Origin of the sequence: Micromonospora haikouensis (genome assembly GCF_900091595.1) — a bacterium.
Taxonomy (GTDB): domain Bacteria; phylum Actinomycetota; class Actinomycetes; order Mycobacteriales; family Micromonosporaceae; genus Micromonospora; species Micromonospora haikouensis.
Genome location: NZ_FMCW01000027.1, coordinates 1 through 19190, shown reverse-complemented (window position 1 = coordinate 19190; position 19190 = coordinate 1). Strand labels below are relative to the sequence as shown.

General features: G+C 75.5%; 7 protein-coding genes. 5 read left to right on the top strand and 2 right to left on the bottom strand.

The features are described from left to right. Positions 1 to 20: 20 nt before the first annotated feature. From GA0070558_RS24515 to GA0070558_RS24500, 4 genes are all read left to right on the top strand, one after another. On the top strand, positions 21 to 644 hold the full coding sequence (locus GA0070558_RS24515) for an NAD(P)H-dependent oxidoreductase (RefSeq protein ID WP_091283992.1): 624 nt from the start codon (positions 21 to 23) through the stop codon (positions 642 to 644). A 165-nt stretch (positions 645 to 809) separates the two neighbouring features. Then, positions 810 to 2078 (top strand): CaiB/BaiF CoA transferase family protein, encoded by a 1269-nt coding sequence (locus tag GA0070558_RS24510; RefSeq protein WP_091283990.1) that lies wholly within the window; start codon positions 810 to 812, stop codon positions 2076 to 2078. Further along, complete coding sequence (gene fabG, locus GA0070558_RS24505; RefSeq protein WP_091283988.1) at positions 2075 to 2824, top strand: 3-oxoacyl-ACP reductase FabG; 750 nt, start codon at positions 2075 to 2077, stop codon at positions 2822 to 2824. The genes GA0070558_RS24510 and fabG overlap by 4 nt, the downstream gene beginning before the upstream one ends. A gap of 20 nt (positions 2825 to 2844) precedes the next feature. Continuing rightward, positions 2845 to 4482, top strand: a complete 1638-nt coding sequence (locus GA0070558_RS24500; protein ID WP_091283986.1) for an acyl-CoA carboxylase subunit beta — start codon at positions 2845 to 2847, stop codon at positions 4480 to 4482. 66 nt (positions 4483 to 4548) lie between these two features. Here GA0070558_RS24500 and GA0070558_RS24495 read toward each other — a convergent pair whose 3' ends face one another. Beyond that, positions 4549 to 5706 (bottom strand): acyl-CoA dehydrogenase family protein, encoded by a 1158-nt coding sequence (locus tag GA0070558_RS24495; protein ID WP_091283984.1) that lies wholly within the window; start codon positions 5704 to 5706, stop codon positions 4549 to 4551. Positions 5707 to 5767: 61 nt separating this feature from the next. Continuing rightward, on the bottom strand, positions 5768 to 7066 hold the full coding sequence (locus tag GA0070558_RS24490) for a LuxR C-terminal-related transcriptional regulator (RefSeq protein WP_141722310.1): 1299 nt from the start codon (positions 7064 to 7066) through the stop codon (positions 5768 to 5770). A gap of 815 nt (positions 7067 to 7881) precedes the next feature. Between GA0070558_RS24490 and GA0070558_RS24485 the strand changes: the two genes are divergently transcribed. Next, the coding region (locus GA0070558_RS24485; RefSeq protein ID WP_091283981.1) for a type I polyketide synthase at positions 7882 to 19190 on the top strand (11309 nt) is incomplete at its 3' end.

Here is a 19190-nt window from a genome sequence, read left to right as displayed (position 1 = left end):
GACTCCGAGGAGCTCTCCCGTTGCGTATTCTCGCGCTGTCCGGATCGCTGCGCCAGGAATCCTTCAACACCCATCTGCTGCGCGCGTTGCCGAGCGTGGCCCCCGACGGGATGACGTTCGACATCTTCGACGGGCTCGGTGACATCCCGCTGTACAACCAGGACCTCGACGTCGCGGAGGCGCCGGAGCCGGTGCGCCGCTGGCGCACGGCCATCCGGGAGGCGGACGGCCTCGTCATCGCCACCCCGGAATACAACGGCTCGATCCCGGGCGTGGTCAAGAACGCGATCGACTGGGCGTCCCGCCCGATGCCGAGCGCGGCACTGCTCGGCAAGAGCGCGGTCGTCATGGTGGCGACCCCGGGCCGCAACCTCGGCCGCAACTGCCTGGCCGACCTCAGCCGGGTGCTGCACGAGTGCCACGCCTACGTCGTCGCCGGGCCGTACCTGATCGTGAACGAGGCCAGCGACCGGCTCCAGGACGTCAAGGACTACGCGACCGGCGCGGTCACCACCACCTTCGCCGACCCGTTCCTGCGCCGCCTCGCCGCCGCCCAGCTCACCGCGCTGGCCGCCGCCGTCGAGCACGACGCGGGGCGGTACGCCGCCGGCACCGTCCGGGCCCTGTTCGCGGCGCCGCGCTGACCGGCTCCCCGGGGTAGCCGGCCGCTGCCGATCACGGCCGGCACTGTCAGGTCGAGGGATGCCCCGCCTCGGCGGCGCGGACGTACGGTTTGGACAACGTCCGCGCCGCGACCTGCCTGCTCAGGGCGGGTTCCGGCCGTTGCCCGGCCGATCGGAGAAGCCACGATGGACCCGCAGCAGCCGACCGTTCCCGGAGCCGGCGAACCGGCGCCCCTGCCGCTGGCCGGCGTCACGGTCGTGGCGCTGGAGCAGGCCGTCGCTGCTCCGCTGGCCACCCGCCACCTCGCCGACCTGGGGGCGCGGGTGGTCAAGGTCGAGCGCCCGCAGGGCGGGGACTTCGCGCGCGGCTACGACGCCAGCATCAAGGGCCTGTCCAGCCACTTCGTCTGGCTCAACCGGGGCAAGCAGTCGGTGGCGCTGGACCTGAAGACCCCCGGCGGGCGGGAGGCGCTGGCCGCGCTCGTGGCCGGCGCCGACGTCTTCGTGCAGAATCTCGCTCCCGGCGCGGCCGGGCGGCTGGGCTTCGGGGCGGCCGACCTGCGTGCCCGCCACCCCCGCCTGGTGACCGTCGACATGTCGGGCTACGGCGGCGACGGCCCGTACGGGAACCGGCGCGCCTACGACATGCTCGTGCAGTGCGAGGCCGCCCTCGTCTCCGTCACCGGCTGGCCGGACCGTCCCGCCAAGACCGGCATCCCTGCCTCCGACATCGCCGCCGGGATGTACGCGCTGTCGTCGGTGCTGGCGGCGCTGCTGCGGCGCGCGAGCACGGGCCTCGGCGCGCAGCTAGAGGTCTCGATGCTGGAGGCGACGGGCGAGTGGATGGGCTTCCACCTCTATTTCGCCCAGGGCACCGGGCACGCGCCGGACCGGATGGGCCTGTCCCACGCCTCGGTCGCCCCGTACGACGCGTTCCCCACCGCCGACGGGCCCGACGTGATGATCGGCGTCCAGAACGACCGGGAGTGGGCGCGCTTCGCGACCGACGTCCTGGGCCGGCCCCACCTCGCCACCGACCCGGCCTGGGCCACGAACGAGGCGCGGGTGCGCAACCGCGCCGGCCTCAACGCGGTCGTCGCCGGGATCACGTCGACCCGGGACGGCCGGTCGATCGAGGCGGCGCTGGAGGGGGCCGGCATCGCGTACGCCCGGCTGGGCGACGTCACCGACCTGCTGAGCCACCCGCAGCTGGCGCACCGGGGGCGGTGGCGGCCGGTGCAGACACCGGCGGGTGTCGTCCGTGGGCTGTTGCCGCCGTTCACCATCGCCGGGGTGGAGCTGCCCATGGGGCCGGTACCGGCGCTGGGCGAACACACCGAGGTGGTGCTGCGGGAACTCGGCTTTCCCGCCGAGCGGATCGCCGCGTTGCGGGCCGGTGAGGCGACCGGTGCGCCCCGGGCCGTAGGGGTCCGCGCGGCCGCCCCGGTCGCATGAGCCGCGTCGCCATCGTCACCGGCGCCGGCCGGGGCATCGGGGCCTGCATCGCCCAGCGGCTCGCCGGCGACGGCCTGCCGGTCGCCGTTCTCGACCTCGACCGCACCGCGGCGACCGCCACCGCCGACCGGATCGCCAGCGCGGGTGGCCGGGCGATCGCCGTCGAGGCCGACGTGACCGATCCCGGTTCCGTGACGGCGGCGACGAGACAGGTGGCCGACGCGTTGGGGCCCCCGGTCGTGCTGGTCAACAACGCCGGGGCGGTACGCGACAACGCGCTGTTCCTGATGTCCGCCGACGACTGGGACCTCGTGCTCGGGGTCAACCTGCGCGGGGCCTTCCTGATGACCCAGGCCGTCCTGGACCACATGGCGAAGGCGGGCGTCGGCCGCGTGGTGAACCTGTCGAGCGTCGCGGCCCGGGGCAATCCGGGGCAGGCGAACTACTCCGCAGCCAAGGCGGGCCTCGAAGGGCTGACCAGGACGCTCGCGCTGGAGCTGGGCCCGCTCAACATCACGGTGAACGCGGTCGCGCCCGGGTACGTCGCCACCGAGATGACCGCGGCACTGGCCGCCCGCGCGCGCCAGAGCGTCGCCGAGCACCAGGCGCGGGCGGCGGAGGGCATCGCGTTGCGCCGCGTCGGGCGTCCCGAGGAGGTCGCCGACGTCGTGGCGTTCCTGGCCGGGGACCGGGCGTCGTTCGTGTCCGGGCAGGTCGTCCACGTGGCCGGCGGCCCGGCGTGCTGACGGGGAAGGAGGCAGACGGCATGGACCTGGACACACCGATCCGCGCGGCCGCGCCGGCCGGCGTCGTGCCCGCCGGGGCGGACACCACCGCCGAGAAGCTCGCCGACCTGGGCAGGCGCACGGCGCAGGCCGAGCGCAACGGAGGGCCGGCCGCGCTGGCCCGGCAGCGTGCCCGCCGCCGGGGCACCGCCCGGGAGCGCATCGCGGGGTTGCTCGACCCCGGCTCCTTCGTCGAGCTCGACGCGCTGTCGACGCACCGCAGCACCGCCGCCGGGATGGCCGCGTCGCACCCCCTCGGCGACGGGGTGGTCACCGGCACCGGCACGGTCGACGGCCGTCCCGTCGTCGTCTACAGCCAGGACGCGACGGTCTTCGGGGGCGCGATCGGGGAGGTGGGCGGCGAGAAGATCCTCAAGGCGATGGACCTCGCCGTGCGCGTGGGCTGCCCGATCGTGGGCATCAACGACGGCGGCGGCGCGCGGATCACCGAGGGCGTCGCCTCGCTGCGCAGCTACGGCGAGATCTTCATGCGCAACGTGTCCTGCTCCGGGGTGGTCCCGCAGCTCTCATTGATCATGGGGCCGTGTGCCGGCGGCGCCGTCTACTCGCCGGCGTTGACCGACTTCACCGTCATGGTCGACCGGACCAGCCACATGTTCATCACCGGGCCGGGCATCGTCAAGGCGGCCACGGGCCAGGAGATCGACCTGGAGGCCCTCGGCGGGGGGCGGCTGCACAACACCCGCACCGGCGTGGCGCACCACCTCGCCGCCGACGAGAGCGACGCCCTCGCCTACGTCCGGCGGCTGCTGGGCCACCTGCCCGGCAACAACAAGGAGCTGCCGCCGGTGGTCGCCGGGCCACCCCCGCCGGCCGGGGAGATCGGCGACGGGCTCACCCCGGCGGACCTCGAACTCGACACGCTGATCCCGGACTCGCCCCGGCGCGCCTACGACGTGCGGGAGATCCTGTCGCGGGTGCTCGACGGCGGCGGGTTCCTGGAGGTGCAGCCATTGTTCGCCGCCAACATCGTGTGCGGGTTCGGGCGGGTCGACGGGCGCAGCGTCGGCGTCGTGGCCAACCAGCCCGCGCGCTTCGCCGGGTGTCTGAACATCGACGCGTCCGAGAAGGCGGCCCGCTTCGTGCGCACCTGCGACGCCTTCAACGTGCCCGTGCTGACCTTCGTCGACGTGCCCGGCTTCCTGCCCGGCACCGACCAGGAGTGGAACGGGCTGATCCGCCGTGGCGCGAAGCTCATCTACGCGTACGCGGAGGCCACCGTCCCCAAGATCACCGTGATCACCCGGAAGGCGTACGGCGGCGCGTACGGGGTGATGGGCTCCAAGCACCTCGGCGCGGACGTCAACCTCGCGTGGCCGACGGCGCAGATCGCGGTGACCGGGGCCTCCGGCGCGGTGAGCGTCCTCTACCGCCGTGAGCTGTCGGGGCTCGACGGCGAGGAGCGCGCCGCCCGCCGTGCGCAGCTGGAGCGGGAGTACGAGAGCCTGGCGACCCCCTACCAGGCGGCCGATCGCGGCTACGTGGACGCGGTCATCCCGCCGTCGCACACCCGTGGCCACCTGGTCCGGGCGCTGCGCCTGCTGGCCCGGAAGCGGGTCGTCGCCCCGGACCGCAAGCACGGCAACATCCCGCTGTAGACCGCCGCGCCCCGTCGTCCGTCGTCGCCCGCCGTCGGCTCCACCCCGGCGGCGGGCGACGACGGCTCAGCGGAACGCCGAGATCCCGGTCACCGCGCGGCCGATGACAAGCTGGTGCACCTCCTCGGTGCCCTCGACGGTCAGCACCGCGTCGAGGTTCGCCAGGTGCCGGGCGACCGGGTGGGCGAGGGTGATGCCGTTCGCGCCCAGGATGGTCCGGGCGCAGCGCGCCACCTCGACCGCCGACCGCGCGTTGGCGAGCTTGCCGAAGCTGATCTGCGCGGAGGTCAGCCTCCGGGCCGACTTGAGCTGGGACAGTCGCCACGCGGTCAGGCCGGCGTGGGTCAGTTCGACGACCATGGCGGCGAGCTTGCGCTGGACCAGCTGGAAGCCGGCGATCGGCCGGCCGAACTGGTGGCGGCGGCCCGCGTGGTCCAGGGCCGCCGCGTAGCAGGTGCGGGCGGCGCCGACCATGCCCCAGAGGATGCCGAAACGCGCCTCGTCGAGGCAGGAGAGGGGCGCGCCGAGCCCCCGGGCCAGCGGCAGCAGCGCCGAGGACGGCACGCGCACGTTCTCCAGGGTGAGGTTCGTCGAGACAGACGCGCGCAGGGAGAGCTTGTCGGTGATCTCCGTCGCCCGGTACCCCGGGGCCGACGTGGGGACGAGGAACCCGCGCAGGCCCTGCGGGGTGCCGGCCCAGACGACCGCGACGTCGGCGATCGTGCCGTTGGACATCCACGCCTTGGCGCCGTCGATCACCCAGTCGTCGCCGTCGCGGCGGGCGACCGTGCGTATCGAGGACGGATCGGACCCGGAATCCGGCTCGGTCAGCCCGAAACAGCCGAGGGCGTCACCGGCGGCCATCGCGGGCAACCATTCCCGGCGCTGCTCCTCGTCGCCCCAACGATGGATGGCGTACATGGCCAGGCAGCTCTGGACCGAGAGGAAGCTGCGCAGCCCGGAATCGACCGCCTCCAGTTCCCGGCACACCACGCCATAGGCCGCGGGTGAGGCGTTCGCACATCCGTAACCGTCGAGCTGCATTCCCAGAACGCCGAGACCGCCGAGTTCCTTCGCGATTTCCCGGGGCAGTTCGCCGCGCTGGTACCAGCCGTCTACCTGGGGCAGGAGCTGTGCGGTGGCGTAGGAACGCACGGCGTCGCGGATGGAACGCTCGGCGTCGTCGAGTTGGTCGTCCAGGGCGAGGAAATCGTGAGTGTCCACGAATTCAGCCTGGTCGAAGGGCCGTCGGCGGGCAATCACCGAAGTCGCTAGTCGTTGGCGCTCAGTGCGTGACGATCTGATTCCAGGTGCTCGCCAGCTCGACCCGCGAATTGATGCCCAGCTTGCGGAAGACCTTCCGCAGGTGGAAGGCGACCGTGTGCGTCGAGATGAACAACTGGCGGCCGACCCGGGCGTTGGTGAGGCCCTGGCTGACCAGCTCGGCCACGGCGAACTCGGTGTCGGTGAGCCGGCTGCCGCCGGCGGTGGGTCGGCCGGTCAACCGGGGCACCTGCCGCCGGCGGGCGCCCAGCTCGCGCAGCTTGCTGTTGACCCGGAACACGTCCCGCGACGCGCCGACGGTGAGATACGCGTCGGCGGCCCGGCTGAGTGCCGCGACGGCCCGCTCCCGGTCCCCGGTGGCGGCGGCCAGCATCATGCCCGCGTCCTCCGCCGCCGACGCCTTGGCCCACACGTCCTGGTGCAGCTCCTCGGCGGCCAGGAGCCGCTCGACACTGTCGTCGAACAGGCCGGCGGAGTGCAAGGCGGAGGCGTAGAGCAGGGGGAAGTCGGGATTGCACACGGCGAGGCCGTGGGCCCGGAAGACAACCCCGGCGGCGAGGTCGCGGGCGTCGAGCTTCTGTGCGGCCCGCACCAGCCAGGAGGCGGCGGCCGGGTGGGCCACCAGCAGCTCCAGCAGCAGCCGGTCGTCGGTGGTGATGCTCTCGATGAGGTGGGCGACGCTGGCGGTGCCGTCCCGGGCCTCCAGGAGCTGGGTGATCGTCAGGGAGCACCGGCCGGGCATGAACCGGGTGTGCCCCAGCAGGGCATCGTCCTTGAGATGGTTGGCGTACGTGCCGAGGGTGCCCATGTCGCCCTGGCGCAGCGCGCTCTGGGCGAGCACGATGTGGCCCAGCGGCAGCAGGGTGCGTACGGCGGCGCGTTCGGCCAGCTCCAGCCCGTCGCGGGCGGCGGTGACGGCGTCGTCGAGGTCGCCGTGGGCCAGCGCGATCTCGGAGCGGCACAGCGTGGCGGCGGCCAGCAGCCGCTCGCTCGGGTCGGTGCCGTCGCCGGCCAGCGCCCGTGCCACCATCTGGCTGCCGTGCCGCAGGTCGCCGAGGCGGGTGAGGACGGTGGCGTGCCAGACCGTCGCCAGGCGCGACCAGTCGCGGTCGGCCGGTGTGTGACCGCCGCTGACGGCCGCCCGCCGGGCCAGTTCGAGGCAGCGGTCGAGCCGTCCCTCGCACCAGGCGGCGGCGGACGCGATGATCAGCGTCTCGATCGCGTGGGGGGCGCCGCTGTCGAGCCGCCGCAGGCAACTGCCGGCGGGAGCTTCCGGATGAAGTGCGGCCTCTAACGTCATCATTCCCTCGATTTCGTGCTGTGCCGGGGCGGACGCCCGCACGTGCCGTGGCGTCTGTCGTCCCGGGCCGGTGAACGTCACATCACAGGGCCCGATCGTCGTGGCCGCCCCGGGCCCGCCTGGTCACGGCGGTGCCCGCGGGCAAGTTTCGGGAGGGGCTGAAAAACGGCGCCGGACTGCGTGGGAATTATGTCGGTCGTCGATGACGCGACGATGGTGGCGCGGGCGCTGACCCCCGTTCGGGCGTAATCGTAGCCATGGCCGGACGGTATCAGCAAGGAGTCGAATGTGCCGCCAGAAGCATCGAGGTCCGCCTTACTCTCTGCTAATGAGGGCACCCTTTATTGATCTTAGGTTCCAGGGTGGTTGTGCAGCATTGAAGGTGTTCTTGCGGCAATGACGGCAAGTAGCGGTCGGAGCGTTGCGTAACTCCTGGTGGCGTGGTGAACCCTCTTGGTCACGAAAGTGGCGGACATCCGACGGACAAAACGAGCAAAATGCGCGAGGCGGCGAGGGGTGGCGAGGGCTGGGGGTGACTCCGCCGATTTGGTGGCTTCGTACCCTAGGGGCAATTTGACCTCTCGATGACCCCGCGCGGCTACCAGACCGGGGGATCCCCTCAGGAGCGGGACGGTGATTAATGTGCAGCAGGGATAAAGGTGGTGTCCGCCCGCGAATGCGCTGCCGACGCTTCCGTCAAATGCATTCCGGTGGCGGCTTTCGACATGGGTCGGTCGGCGCTGGTATCCGCCGTGCCGGTTTTCCCGAGAGTGTCAGGGGCTGTGGTGCGTGCCGATTTAGTCAAACCCTTGCCCATGATCCTGCGCGAGCACGCGGAACGCCTCGGCGACCGGGTCGCGTACGAGGACGACAGCCGGAGGGTCACCTACGCCGAGCTGGAGGCGCGGACCCGCCGGCTCGCCGGCCACCTGGTCGACGCCGGGCTGCGCCGCGGCGACCGCGTCGCGCTCTGCCTCGGCAACACGGTGGCCATGGTGGAGGGCTACCTCGCCGTGGTCCGCGCCGGCGCTGTCGGCGTGCCGCTCAACCCGCACGCCAGCCGCCGTGACCTCGCCTTCCAGCTCCAGGACAGCGGTGCCCGGTTCGCCATGACCACCGCCGCCCACGCGGCGGAGTTCGCCGCCGCGACGTCGCCGCCGACCGTGCTGTCGACGGGAACCGTGGCGGGCTGCCTGCCCTACGAGCGGCTCGCCGCGACCGAGCCGCGCGCGAGCGCGCCGGACGACCTCGGGCTCGACGAGGTGGCCTGGATGTTCTACACCTCCGGCACCACCGGCAGGCCCAAGGGCGTGCTCTCCACCCAGCGCAACTGCCTGTGGTCCGTGGCCTCCTGCTACGTGCCCGTCCCCGGGCTCGGCGAGCACGACCGGGTGCTCTGGCCGCTGCCGCTGTTCCACAGCCTCTCCCACATCGCCTGCGTGCTGGCCGTGATCGCGGTGGGCGCCACGGCCCGGATCGTGGACGGCCAGTCGGCGTCCGACGTGCTCGACGCGCTGCGCACACACCGGTCGACGTTCCTCGCCGGGGTGCCCACCACGTACCACGGGCTGGTGCGGGCGCGGCGCGAGACCGGCCTGACCCTGCCCGACCTGCGGATCGGGCTCGTCGGCGGAGCGGTGACCGGTCCCGGGCTGCGACGGGCGTTCGAGGAGACCTTCGGGGTGCCGCTCGTCGACGCGTACGGCAGCACCGAGACCTGCGGGGCGATCACCATGAACCCGCCCGACGGCGGCGGGCCCGACGGGTCCTGCGGCCTGCCCGTGCCCGGCGTCGACGTGCGGCTCGTCGACCCCGGGACCGGCCGGGAGGCGGCGGTCGGCGACGAGGGCGAGGTCTGGGTGCGTGGCCCCAGCGTCATGGTCGGCTACCACGGCGACCCGGTCGCCACCGGGGCGGCGCTGCGCGACGGCTGGTACCGCACCGGCGACCTGGCCCGGCGCGACGCCGGTGGCTACCTCACGATCTGCGGGCGGATCAGCGACCTCGTCATCCGGGGCGGCGAGAACATCCACCCCGAGACGATCGAGGCCGTGCTGCGCGACGTCGGGGGAGTGGCCGACGTCGGCGTCGGCGGCGTCGACCACGACGTGCTCGGCGAGGTGCCCGTGGCGTACGTGCAGCCGGGCCCGGCCGGGCTCGACGTCGCAGCCCTGCTCGACCGCTGCCGCGCGCAACTGGCCCCCTTCGAGGTCCCCGAGGAGATCCGCGAGGTGCGGGCGATCCCGCGCACGGCGTCCGGCAAGATCTCCCGTCGCCGGCTCGTCGACCAGCCGTCGTGGCTGCGCTGGGCGGCGAGCGGCCACCACGACGGCCTGCTCACCCTGCGCTGGGTGCCGCTGGCCGCGGACGGCCCGCAACGGCCGGACGCCGAGCTGCTCGACCTCACCCCGCCCGCCGATGCCCCCGCCGGTCCGGCGGAGCGGGCGCTGCTCGGCAGTCGCCTCGCCCGGACGCTGACCGAGCGGGCCGGCCGGCTGGGCGCGGGCGAGCGGCTCGTCGTGCTCACCCGGCACGCCGTGACGACCGACCCGGACGATCCCGCGCCCGACCCGGCCCAGTTCCCGGTCTGGGCGGCGGCCCGCGCCCTGCGCCCGCGTACGCCGGGGCACCTGGCCACCGTCGACCTCGCCGCCGGCGTCACGGCCGGTGCCACGCCGACCGGCACGGACGAGCCGGAGATCGCCGTGCGCCCCGCCGGCCCGCTGGTGCCCCGGCTGGTCCGCGTCCCCGCCGACGACCGGCCCTGGCCACTCGCCGCACCCGCCGGCGGCTCGGTCGTCGTCACCGGGGCGGACACCGGGCCCCGGGCGGAGCTGGCCCGCCGGCTCGTCGAGGCCACCGGGGCCGGCACCGTGCTCACCGTCGCCACGGGCGCGCCGGGGCGCGCCGGGGACACCGCGACCGTCCGCCCCGGTCAGGACGGGCCGCTGCGCGCGGCGCTGGCGGAACTGCCACGGCCGGTGGTCGCGGTCCTGCACGCCTGCGGCGACGTCGAGCTGGGCCGCGCCCTGCACCTCGCCACCGCCCACCTCGACACCGCCCTGTTCCTCGCCGTCGGCGCCACGGCGGACGCCGAGGCGCTGGTCCACACCCGACGCCGGCAGGGACTGCCCGCGACGTTCGTCGAGTGGGCCGGCGACGACGCCCCGGACGGCGCGGTCGGGCGGCCACGCGACCTGTTCGCCGCCCTCGACGCCGCGCTCGCCCTGCGCCCCGCCGTGTTGCTGGCCCGGCGCCCCGACCCGTCGGCGACGGCCGGCGCGGCACCGCCCCTGCTGCGTGACCTCGCGGCCGCCGCGGCCCCCACCGGCACGCCGGACCCGGCCACGGCCGCGGGGCTACGGGCCCGCCTGGCCGCCCTGGACGACCCGGACCAGCTCGCGCTGCTGCGCGACCTGGTCGGCGAGCACGTCACCGCCGTGCTCGGCGTCGGCCGCGCCGACGCCACCGCCGGCCGCGCGTTCCGTGACCTCGGCCTCTCCTCCGCGGCCGTGGTGGAGCTGCGCAACCGGCTCGCGGACGCGACCGGACTGGCCCTGCCCACCACCGTCACCTTCGACCACCCCACCGCCGGGGCGCTCGCCGCGCACCTGCGCGACCGGCTCCTCGGCCGCGAGACCCCGGACCGGGCGGCGGTCGGCGTCGCCTCCGCCGAACCCATCGCCATCGTGGGCATGGCCTGCCGCCTGCCCGGCGGCGTGGGCAGCCCGGCGGAGCTGTGGCGGCTGGTCGCGGAGGGCGGGGAGGGCATCACCGGCTTCCCCGACGACCGGGGCTGGGACCTGTCGACGCTGTTCGACCCCGACCCCGCCCACCCGGGCACGTCGTACGTCGAGCGCGGCGGCTTCCTGCCCACGGCCGCGCAGTTCGACGCCGGCTTCTTCGGCATCTCCCCGCGCGAGGCCCTGGCGATGGACCCGCAGCAGCGGCTGCTGCTGGAGGCGTCCTGGGAGGCCCTCGAACACGCCGGCATCGACCCGGGGCCGCTGCGCGGCACGGAGGTCGGCGTCTTCGCCGGCGTGATGGGCCACGGCCCCGCCCCGAGCGGTCAGCTTCCGCCCGACCTCGAAGGGTTCATGACCACGGGCACGGCGGCGAGTGTGGCGTCTGGGCGGGTGTCGTACGTGTTCGGGTTCGAGGGGCCGGCGGTGACGGTGGACACGGCGTGTTCGTCGTCGTTGGTGGCGATCCATCTGGCGGCGCAGGCGTTGCGGGCGGGTGAGTGCACGATCGCCCTGGCCGGCGGCGCGACCGTCATGGCCAGCCCGGACGCGTTCCTGGAGTTCTCCCGCCAGCGTGGGCTCTCGGCCGACGGTCGTTGCAAGTCGTATTCGTCGGACGCGGATGGGACGGGTTGGGGGGAGGGGGTGGGGGTGGTGGTGTTGGAGCGGTTGTCGGGGGTGCGTGCGCGGGGTGGTCGGGTGTTGGCGGTGTTGCGGGGTTCTGCGGTGAATCAGGATGGGGCGTCGAATGGGTTGACGGCGCCGAGTGGGTTGGCGCAGGAGCGGGTGATTCGGCGGGCGTTGGCGGTGGGTGGGTTGGTGGGTGGGGATGTGGATGTGGTGGAGGGGCATGGGACGGGGACGGTGTTGGGGGATCCGGTGGAGGTGGGGGCGTTGTTGGGGGTGTATGGGCGGGGTCGTGGGGTGGGGTGTCCGTTGTGGTTGGGGTCGTTGAAGTCGAATATCGGTCATGTTCAGGCTGCTGCTGGGGTGGCTGGTGTGATCAAGATGGTGGAGGCGTTGCGGTGGGGGGTGTTGCCGGCGACGTTGCATGTGGGTGAGCCGACGTCGCAGGTGGATTGGTCGTCGGGGGAGGTGCGGCTGTTGACCGAGGCTCGTGACTGGCCCCGCACCGAAGGCCGCCCCCGCCGCGCCGGCGTGTCCTCGTTCGGCGTGAGCGGGACCAACGCCCACGTCATCCTCGAAGAGGCCCCCGACGAGCCGGCCCCGCCGCCGGCCGCGCCCGCCGCCGGGCCGATCGCGCTCGCCCTGTCGGCGCGGACCCCGACCGCCCTGGCCGGGCAGGCGACGCGCCTCGCCGCGTTCCTGGCCGACGGCGACGCCCCGCTGCCCGACGTCGCTGCGGCCCTCGGCGCGCGGGCACTGTTCGACGAGCGCGCGGTGGTCGTCGCGGCGTCACCCGACGAGGCCGCGCGGCGGCTGCGCGCCGTCGCGCAGGGGCGCGGCGACTCCGGGGCCCTGGTGGGGTCGGCCCGGCCGGGGAGGGTGGCCTTCGTCTTCCCCGGCCAGGGCACCCAGTGGCGCGGGATGGGCCGGGATCTGCTCGACAGCTCACCCGTCTTCGCCGCGCAGGTGCGCGCCTGCGCCGCCGCGGTCGAGCCGTACACCGACTTCTCGCTGGTCGACGCGCTGCGCGGCGACGTCCCCGCCGACCTCGCGGCGCGGGTGGACGTCGTCCAGAGCGCCTCCTTCGCGATGATGGCCGGGCTCGCCGCCATGTGGCGGGCGGCGGGCGTCGTCCCCGGCGCGGTCGTGGGCCACTCCCAGGGCGAGATCGCCGCGGCGTACGTGGCGGGGGCGCTGTCGCTGCCGGACGCCGCGCGGACCGTGGCCGTGCGCGCGAAGCTCGTCCGCGACGTGCTCGCCGGCGGCGGGGCGATGGCGTCGGTGGCCCTCGGCGAGGCCGAGGCCGCCCGGCGGCTGCCCGCCGCCGGTCCGGTGGAGGTGGCGGCGGTGAACGGCCCCTCCTCGGTGGTCGTCGCCGGGCCCGCCGCCGCGCTGGAGGAGATCCTGGCCGGGTGGGAGGCCGACGGGGTCCGCGTCCGCCGCGTCGCCGTGGACTACGCCTCGCACACCGCGCAGGTGGAGCGGATCGTCGACCCACTCGGCGTCGCCCTGTCCGGGGTGCGGGCCCGCGCGCCGCAGATCCCGCTCCTGTCCACCGTCACCGGCGACTGGATCACCGCCGACGGCGACCTCGGCGGCGACTACTGGGTGCGCAACCTGCGCCACCAGGTGCGCTTCGCCCCCGCCGTCGCCACGCTGCTCGACCAGGGCTTCACGACCTTCGTCGAGGTGAGCGCGCACCCCGTGCTGGTGGCGCCGGTGACCGAGATCGTCGATGCCGCCGGGGTCGCCGCCACGGTCACCGAGTCCCTGCGCCGTGACGAGGGCGACCTGCGCCGCCTCACCCTCTCGATGGCCCGGCTGCACGTCACCGGCATCGCGGTGGACTGGCCCGCCGTGACCCCGCCCGCGCGGGGCCGCGTCGAGCTGCCGCCGTACGCCTTCGACCACCGGCCCTACTGGCTGCCGGCCACCCCGGCCCGCGCCGACGCCACGGGAGCGGGCCTCACCGGCCCCGGGCATCCGCTCGTCGGGGCCCTCGTCGCCCAGCCGGACACCGGCGGGGTCGTCGCCGTCGCCCGCTGGTCGGCACGGTCGTTCCCCTGGCTCACCGCCGACCGGCCCGACGGCGGCACGACGGTTCCCGCCACCGCGCTGCTCGACGTCGTCATCCGCGCCGGCGACGAGACCGGCACCCCCGCCGTCGCGTCCCTGCGTACCGACGCCCCGCTCGTGCTGCCCGCCCGCGGCGCACTCGACGTGCGGGTGACGGTCGGCGGCCTCGGCGACGGGGGGCGTCGCGCCGTGCGGTGCTGGACCCGGGCGGCCGGGGCGGACCCGGGCGAGCCGTGGACCCGGCACGCCCACGGGCTGCTGGCCCCGGCCCCCGCCGAACCCGCCCCACCGCCCGCGCCGGAGGCCGGGCGGGTGGCCCTCGCCCGCGACCCCGCCGGCTACGGCCTGCACCCGGAGCTGCTCGACGCGGCAGTGCGCACCGTTCTCGCGCCCGCCACCGCGCCGGTGACCTGGACCGATGTCGTCCTGCACGCCACCGACGCCACGGCGCTCACCGTCGGGGCGGCGGCCTGCGACGGCGGGCACCGGCTGCTGCTGACCGACCCGTCCGGCGTGCCGGTGCTGTCGGCCGGCACGGTGGCGGCCGGGCCGGAACCGACGGCCGCGGCCGCGCCCCCGCTGCTCCACGTCGAGTGGGTCGACGTCGCCCTGCCCGACACGGCGACGCCGCCGCCGGAGCACCTGCGCCACGAGGTGCCGGCGGACGGCGACCCCCGGGCCGTGCTCGCCGACACCCTGACGGCGCTGCGGGCCTGGCTGGCCGGGCCGGCGACGGACGGCCTGCTGGTCGTGCACACCGGCGATCGCGACGACCCGGCCACGGCGGCGGTCTGGGGGCTGGTGCGCTCGGCGCAGTCGGAACACCCCGGCCGGATCCTGCTCGTCGCCACCGACGAGCAGTCCCGCGACGCGCTGCCCGCCGCGATCGCCACCGGCGAACCCCAGATCCGGGTACGCCGCAACGCGGCGCAGGTGCCGCGGCTGGTCCGTACGCCGCCCGGCGACACCGCCGGGCGACCGCTCGACCCGGACGGCACCGTGCTGATCACGGGCGGGACCGGGCTGCTCGGCACGACCACCGCCCGGCACCTGATCACCCGGCACGGGGCGCGCCGCCTGCTGCTGGCCACGCGAAGCGGCCTCACCGGCCGGGCGGCGGCCCTGCGCGACGAGCTGACCGCCCTCGGCGCCACCGTCACGGTCGCCCGCTGCGACGTCGCCGACCGCGCACAGGTCGGCGAACTGCTGGCCGGGATCCCGGAGGACGCCCCGCTGACGGCGGTCGTGCACGCCGCCGGGGCCCTCGACGACGGCGTCGTCACCGCGCTCGACGCCGACCGCCTCGACACCGTGCTGCGGCCCAAGCTGGACGCGGCGCGGCACCTGCACGAGCTGACCCTCGGCCGCGACCTGGCGGCGTTCGTCCTCTACTCCTCGGCCGCCGGCCTGCTCGGCAACCCAGGGCAGGCGAACTACGCCGCCGCCAACGCCTGCCTCGACGCCCTGGCCCGGCAGCGCCGCCGCCTCGGCCTGCCGGCCGTCTCCGTGGCCTGGGGCTGGTGGAGCCAGGCGAGCGGCATGACGCGCCACCTGCGCGACGCCGACCTGGCCCGGACCCGGCGCGGCGGCATGACCGGGCTCACCGCCGACGACGGCATGGCGCTGCTCGACGCCGCGCTGCGCGCGGACGCGCCCCCGGTCGTCGTGGCCGCCCGGTTCGACCTCGCCGCCCTGCGCGCCGACGACCACGCCGGACCCGTCGCCCCGCTGCTGCGGGCGCTCGTCCCGCCGCGCCGCCCGCGGGCCACCGCCGGGGCACCGGCCCAGGCGCCGGCGCCGGCCCGGCTGGCCGGCATGGGCGAGGCGGAGCAGCACGCCGCGCTGCTGCGGATGGTGCGCCGGCACACCGCCGACGTGCTCTTCCACGACGGCCCGGAGGCCGTGCCCGCCGACCGGCCGTTCCGCGACGCCGGCCTCGACTCGCTGACCGCCATCGAGCTGCGCAACCGGCTGGCCGCCGAGACCGGTCTGACGCTCGGCGCGACCATCGCGTTCGACCATCCGCGACCCGCCGCGCTCGCGGCGTACCTACGGGACCGCCTCACCGGTCGCGACCCGGCCCCGGCCCCGGCCGCCGCCGCGCCCGGGGCGGACCTCGGCGAACCCGTCGCCATCGTCGCCATGGCCTGCCACTTTCCGGCCGGGGTGCACAGCCCCGAGGGCCTGTGGCGGGTCGTGCGCGACGGCGTCGACGCGGTCACCGGCTTCCCCGCCGACCGCGGCTGGCCGCCGGACGGCAGGTTTCACCCCGACCCCGACCACCCCGGCACGACGTACGTTCGGCACGGCGCGTTCCTCGACGACGCCGCCGGGTTCGACGCCGCGTTCTTCGGCATCTCGCCGAACGAGGCCCTGGCGATGGACCCGCAGCAGCGCCTGCTGCTGGAGACGTCCTGGGAGGTCTTCGAACGCGCCGGCATCGACCCGGCCACCCTGACCCGCCGCGACGTCGGCGTGTTCGCCGGCGTCAACAGCCACGACTACAGCATGCGGCTGCACCGCTCCCCCGGGGCCGAGGGGTTCCGACTCACCGGCAGCTCCGGCAGCGTCGTGTCCGGCCGGATCGCCTACCACTACGGCTTCGAGGGCCCGGCGATCACGATCGACACGGCGTGCTCGTCGTCGCTGGTGGCCCTGCACCTGGCGGTGCGCGCCCTGCAACAGGGGGAGTGCTCCCTCGCCCTGGCCGGCGGCGTCACCGTCATCGGCGCCGTCGAGACGTTCGTCGAGTTCTCGCGCCAGCGCGGCCTGGCCCCCGACGGGCGGTGCAAGCCGTTCGCCGACGCGGCCGACGGCACCGGCTGGGCCGAGGGCGCCGGCCTGCTGCTGGTCGAGCGTCTCTCCGACGCGCGCCGCAACGGCCACCAGGTCCTCGCCGTCGTCCGTGGGTCGGCGGTCAACTCCGACGGTGCGTCGAACGGCCTCACGGCGCCGAGCGGGCCGGCCCAGCAGCGGGTCATCCGCGCGGCCCTGGCGAACGCGGGGCTCGGCTGCGCCGACGTCGACGCGGTGGAGGCGCACGGCACCGGCACGACGCTCGGTGACCCGATCGAGGCGCAGGCGCTGCTGGAGACGTACGGCAGGGAGCACGACCCGGCCCGGCCGCTCTGGCTGGGCTCGGTGAAGTCGAACATCGGCCACGCCCAGGCCGCCGCCGGCGTCGCCGGCGTCATCAAGATGGTCATGGCCATGCGGCACGGGGTGCTGCCCGCCACCCTGCATGTGGACCGCCCGTCGTCGCACGTCGACTGGTCGACGGGCGGGGTGCGGCTGCTCACCGTGGCCCGCGACTGGCCGGACTCCGGCCGCCCCCGCCGGGCCGGCGTCTCGTCCTTCGGCATCGGCGGCACGAACGCCCACGTCGTCCTGGAGGCCGCGCCGGCCGGCGACCCCCCGGCCCCGCCCCCGGCGGCCGATCCGGCCCTCGTGCCGGTGGTCGTGTCGGCGCGCACCCCGGCCGGCCTGCGCGGCCAGGCCGGCCGGGTCGCCGCGTTCGTCGCCGCCGCCCCGGCGGCGCTGCCGCTCGGCGACGTCGCCCACGCCCAGGCGACCGCCCGCAGCCACCTCGACCGGCGCGCCGTGATCCTGACGACCGGCCGGGAGCACCTGGTGACCGAGCTGCGTGACCTCGAACGCGGGGTGGCCGGCGACGCCACGGTCACCGGCTCCGCCGGCGAGGGCCTGCTCGCCCTGGTGTTCACCGGCCAGGGCAGCCAGTGGGCGGGCATGGGCGCGGGGCTGCGCCGCCGCCACCCCGTGTTCCGGGAGGCCTTCGCCGACGCGGTCGCCGCAGTCGAACGGCATCTCGGTGGTCACCTGCCCCGGCCGCTGCCCGAGGTGCTGTCCGCCGCGCCCGGGACGCCCGGCGCGGAGCTGATCGACCGCACCCTCTACGCCCAGCCCGCCCTGTTCGCGCTGGAGACGGCGCTGTTCCGGCTCCTCGCCTCGTGGGGCGTGCGGCCCGGGCTGCTGGCCGGGCACTCGGTCGGGGAGATCACGGCGGCCCACGTCGCCGGGGTGCTCGACCTGGCCGCCGCCGCCGAGCTGGTCGCCGCACGCGCGAGGCTGATGGACGCGCTGCCCGCCGGGGGCGCGATGACCGCCGTGCGGGCCACCGAGGCGGACGTGACGCCGCTGCTGGAGCAGGCGACCGGGATCGTCTGCGTGGCCGCCGTCAACAGCGACGAGTCGCTCGTCCTCTCCGGCGAACGGCAGGCCGTCGACGCGGTCGTCGACCGGCTGCGCCGCGCCGGCCACCGGACCCGCCGGCTGGAGGTCAGCCACGCGTTCCACTCCGCGCTGATGGAGCCGATGCTCGACGAGTTCCGCGCCGTCGCCGAGGGCCTGACCTTCGGCAGCGCCGGCATCCCGATCGTGTCCACCCTCACCGGCGCCCTCGCCACCGGCGGGGAACTGGGCGCCGCCGGCTACTGGGTACGGCAGGTGCGGCACGCCGTCCGCTTCGGCGCGGCGGTGTCGGCGCTGCGGGCCGAGGGGGCCACCACCTTCCTCGAGGCCGGGCCGGGCGGCGCGCTGACCGCCATGCTGCTCGAAGCGCCGGACCTGCCGGAGGCCGCCTGCCTGACCAGCCTGCCCGCCGGCGTGGACGAGCCGCTCGCCGTGCTCACCGCCGTCGCCGGCCTGCACGTGCGCGGCGTCGCCGTCGACTGGCCCGCGGTCCTCGGTCGGTCCGGCGCCGCGACCCTCGGCCCCGACCTGCCGACCTACGCCTTCCAGCACGAGCGCTTCTGGATCGACGCCGAGCCCGAGCCGGGCGCGTCCGGGCCCGGGGCCACCCCGCCCACGTACGCCGAGGCCCCGCCGGTCGCCTCCGGCGCGTACGAACTGGTGGATCTCGTCCGGGCGAGCGCCCTGGCTGTCCTCGGCCACCGCCCGGACGCGGACCTCGACCTTGGCCAGCCCTTCAAGGACCTGGGCATGGACTCGCTCGGCGCCGTCCGGCTGCGCAACCGCCTGCGCGAGCAGACCGGCGTCGAGCTGCCGACCACCGTCGTCTTCGACCACCCCAGCCCCGCCGCCCTCGCCGCGCATCTGCACGCGGTCCTCCACGGGACGCCGGACGCGGGACGCCGGGCGGACGGGCCCGCGCCCGTCGACGCCGACGCCGACGACCCCATCGTGATCGTCGCCACGGCCGGCCGGTTCCCGGGCGGTGTCGACAGCCCCGAGGAGCTGTGGCGGCTGGTGTCGGAGCGGCGTGACGCGATCACCCCGTTCCCGGCGGACCGGGGCTGGGACGTCGACCGGCTCTACCACCCCGACCCCGCCCACCCCGGGACGTCCTACACCCGGGCCGGCGGGTTCCTGCCCGACGCCGCCCTGTTCGACGCCGCCCTGTTCGGCATCTCCCCGCGCGAGGCCCTGGCGATGGACCCGCAGCAGCGGCTGCTGTTGGAGGTCTCGTGGGAGGCGCTCGAGCGGGCGGGCGTCGACCCGACGTCGCTGCGGGGTCGGGACGTCGGCGTCTTCACCGGCATCGTGCACCACGACTACGTGACCCGGCTGCGCCGGGTTCCCGAGGACGTGCAGGGCTACGTGATGACGGGCACGGCGGCGAGTGTGGCGTCTGGGCGGGTGTCGTACGTGTTCGGGTTCGAGGGGCCGGCGGTGACGGTGGACACGGCGTGTTCGTCGTC

Bases quoted from the DNA above. Each gene is read 5' to 3' on its own strand.
- GA0070558_RS24500 (WP_091283986.1), top strand. From the start codon at position 2,845: ATGGACCTGGACACACCGATCCGCGCGGCCGCGCCGGCCGGCGTCGTG.
- GA0070558_RS24510 (WP_091283990.1), top strand. From the start codon at position 810: ATGGACCCGCAGCAGCCGACCGTTCCCGGAGCCGGCGAACCGGCGCCC.
- fabG (WP_091283988.1), top strand. From the start codon at position 2,075: ATGAGCCGCGTCGCCATCGTCACCGGCGCCGGCCGGGGCATCGGGGCC.
- GA0070558_RS24490 (WP_141722310.1), bottom strand. From the start codon at position 7,066: ATGACGTTAGAGGCCGCACTTCATCCGGAAGCTCCCGCCGGCAGTTGC.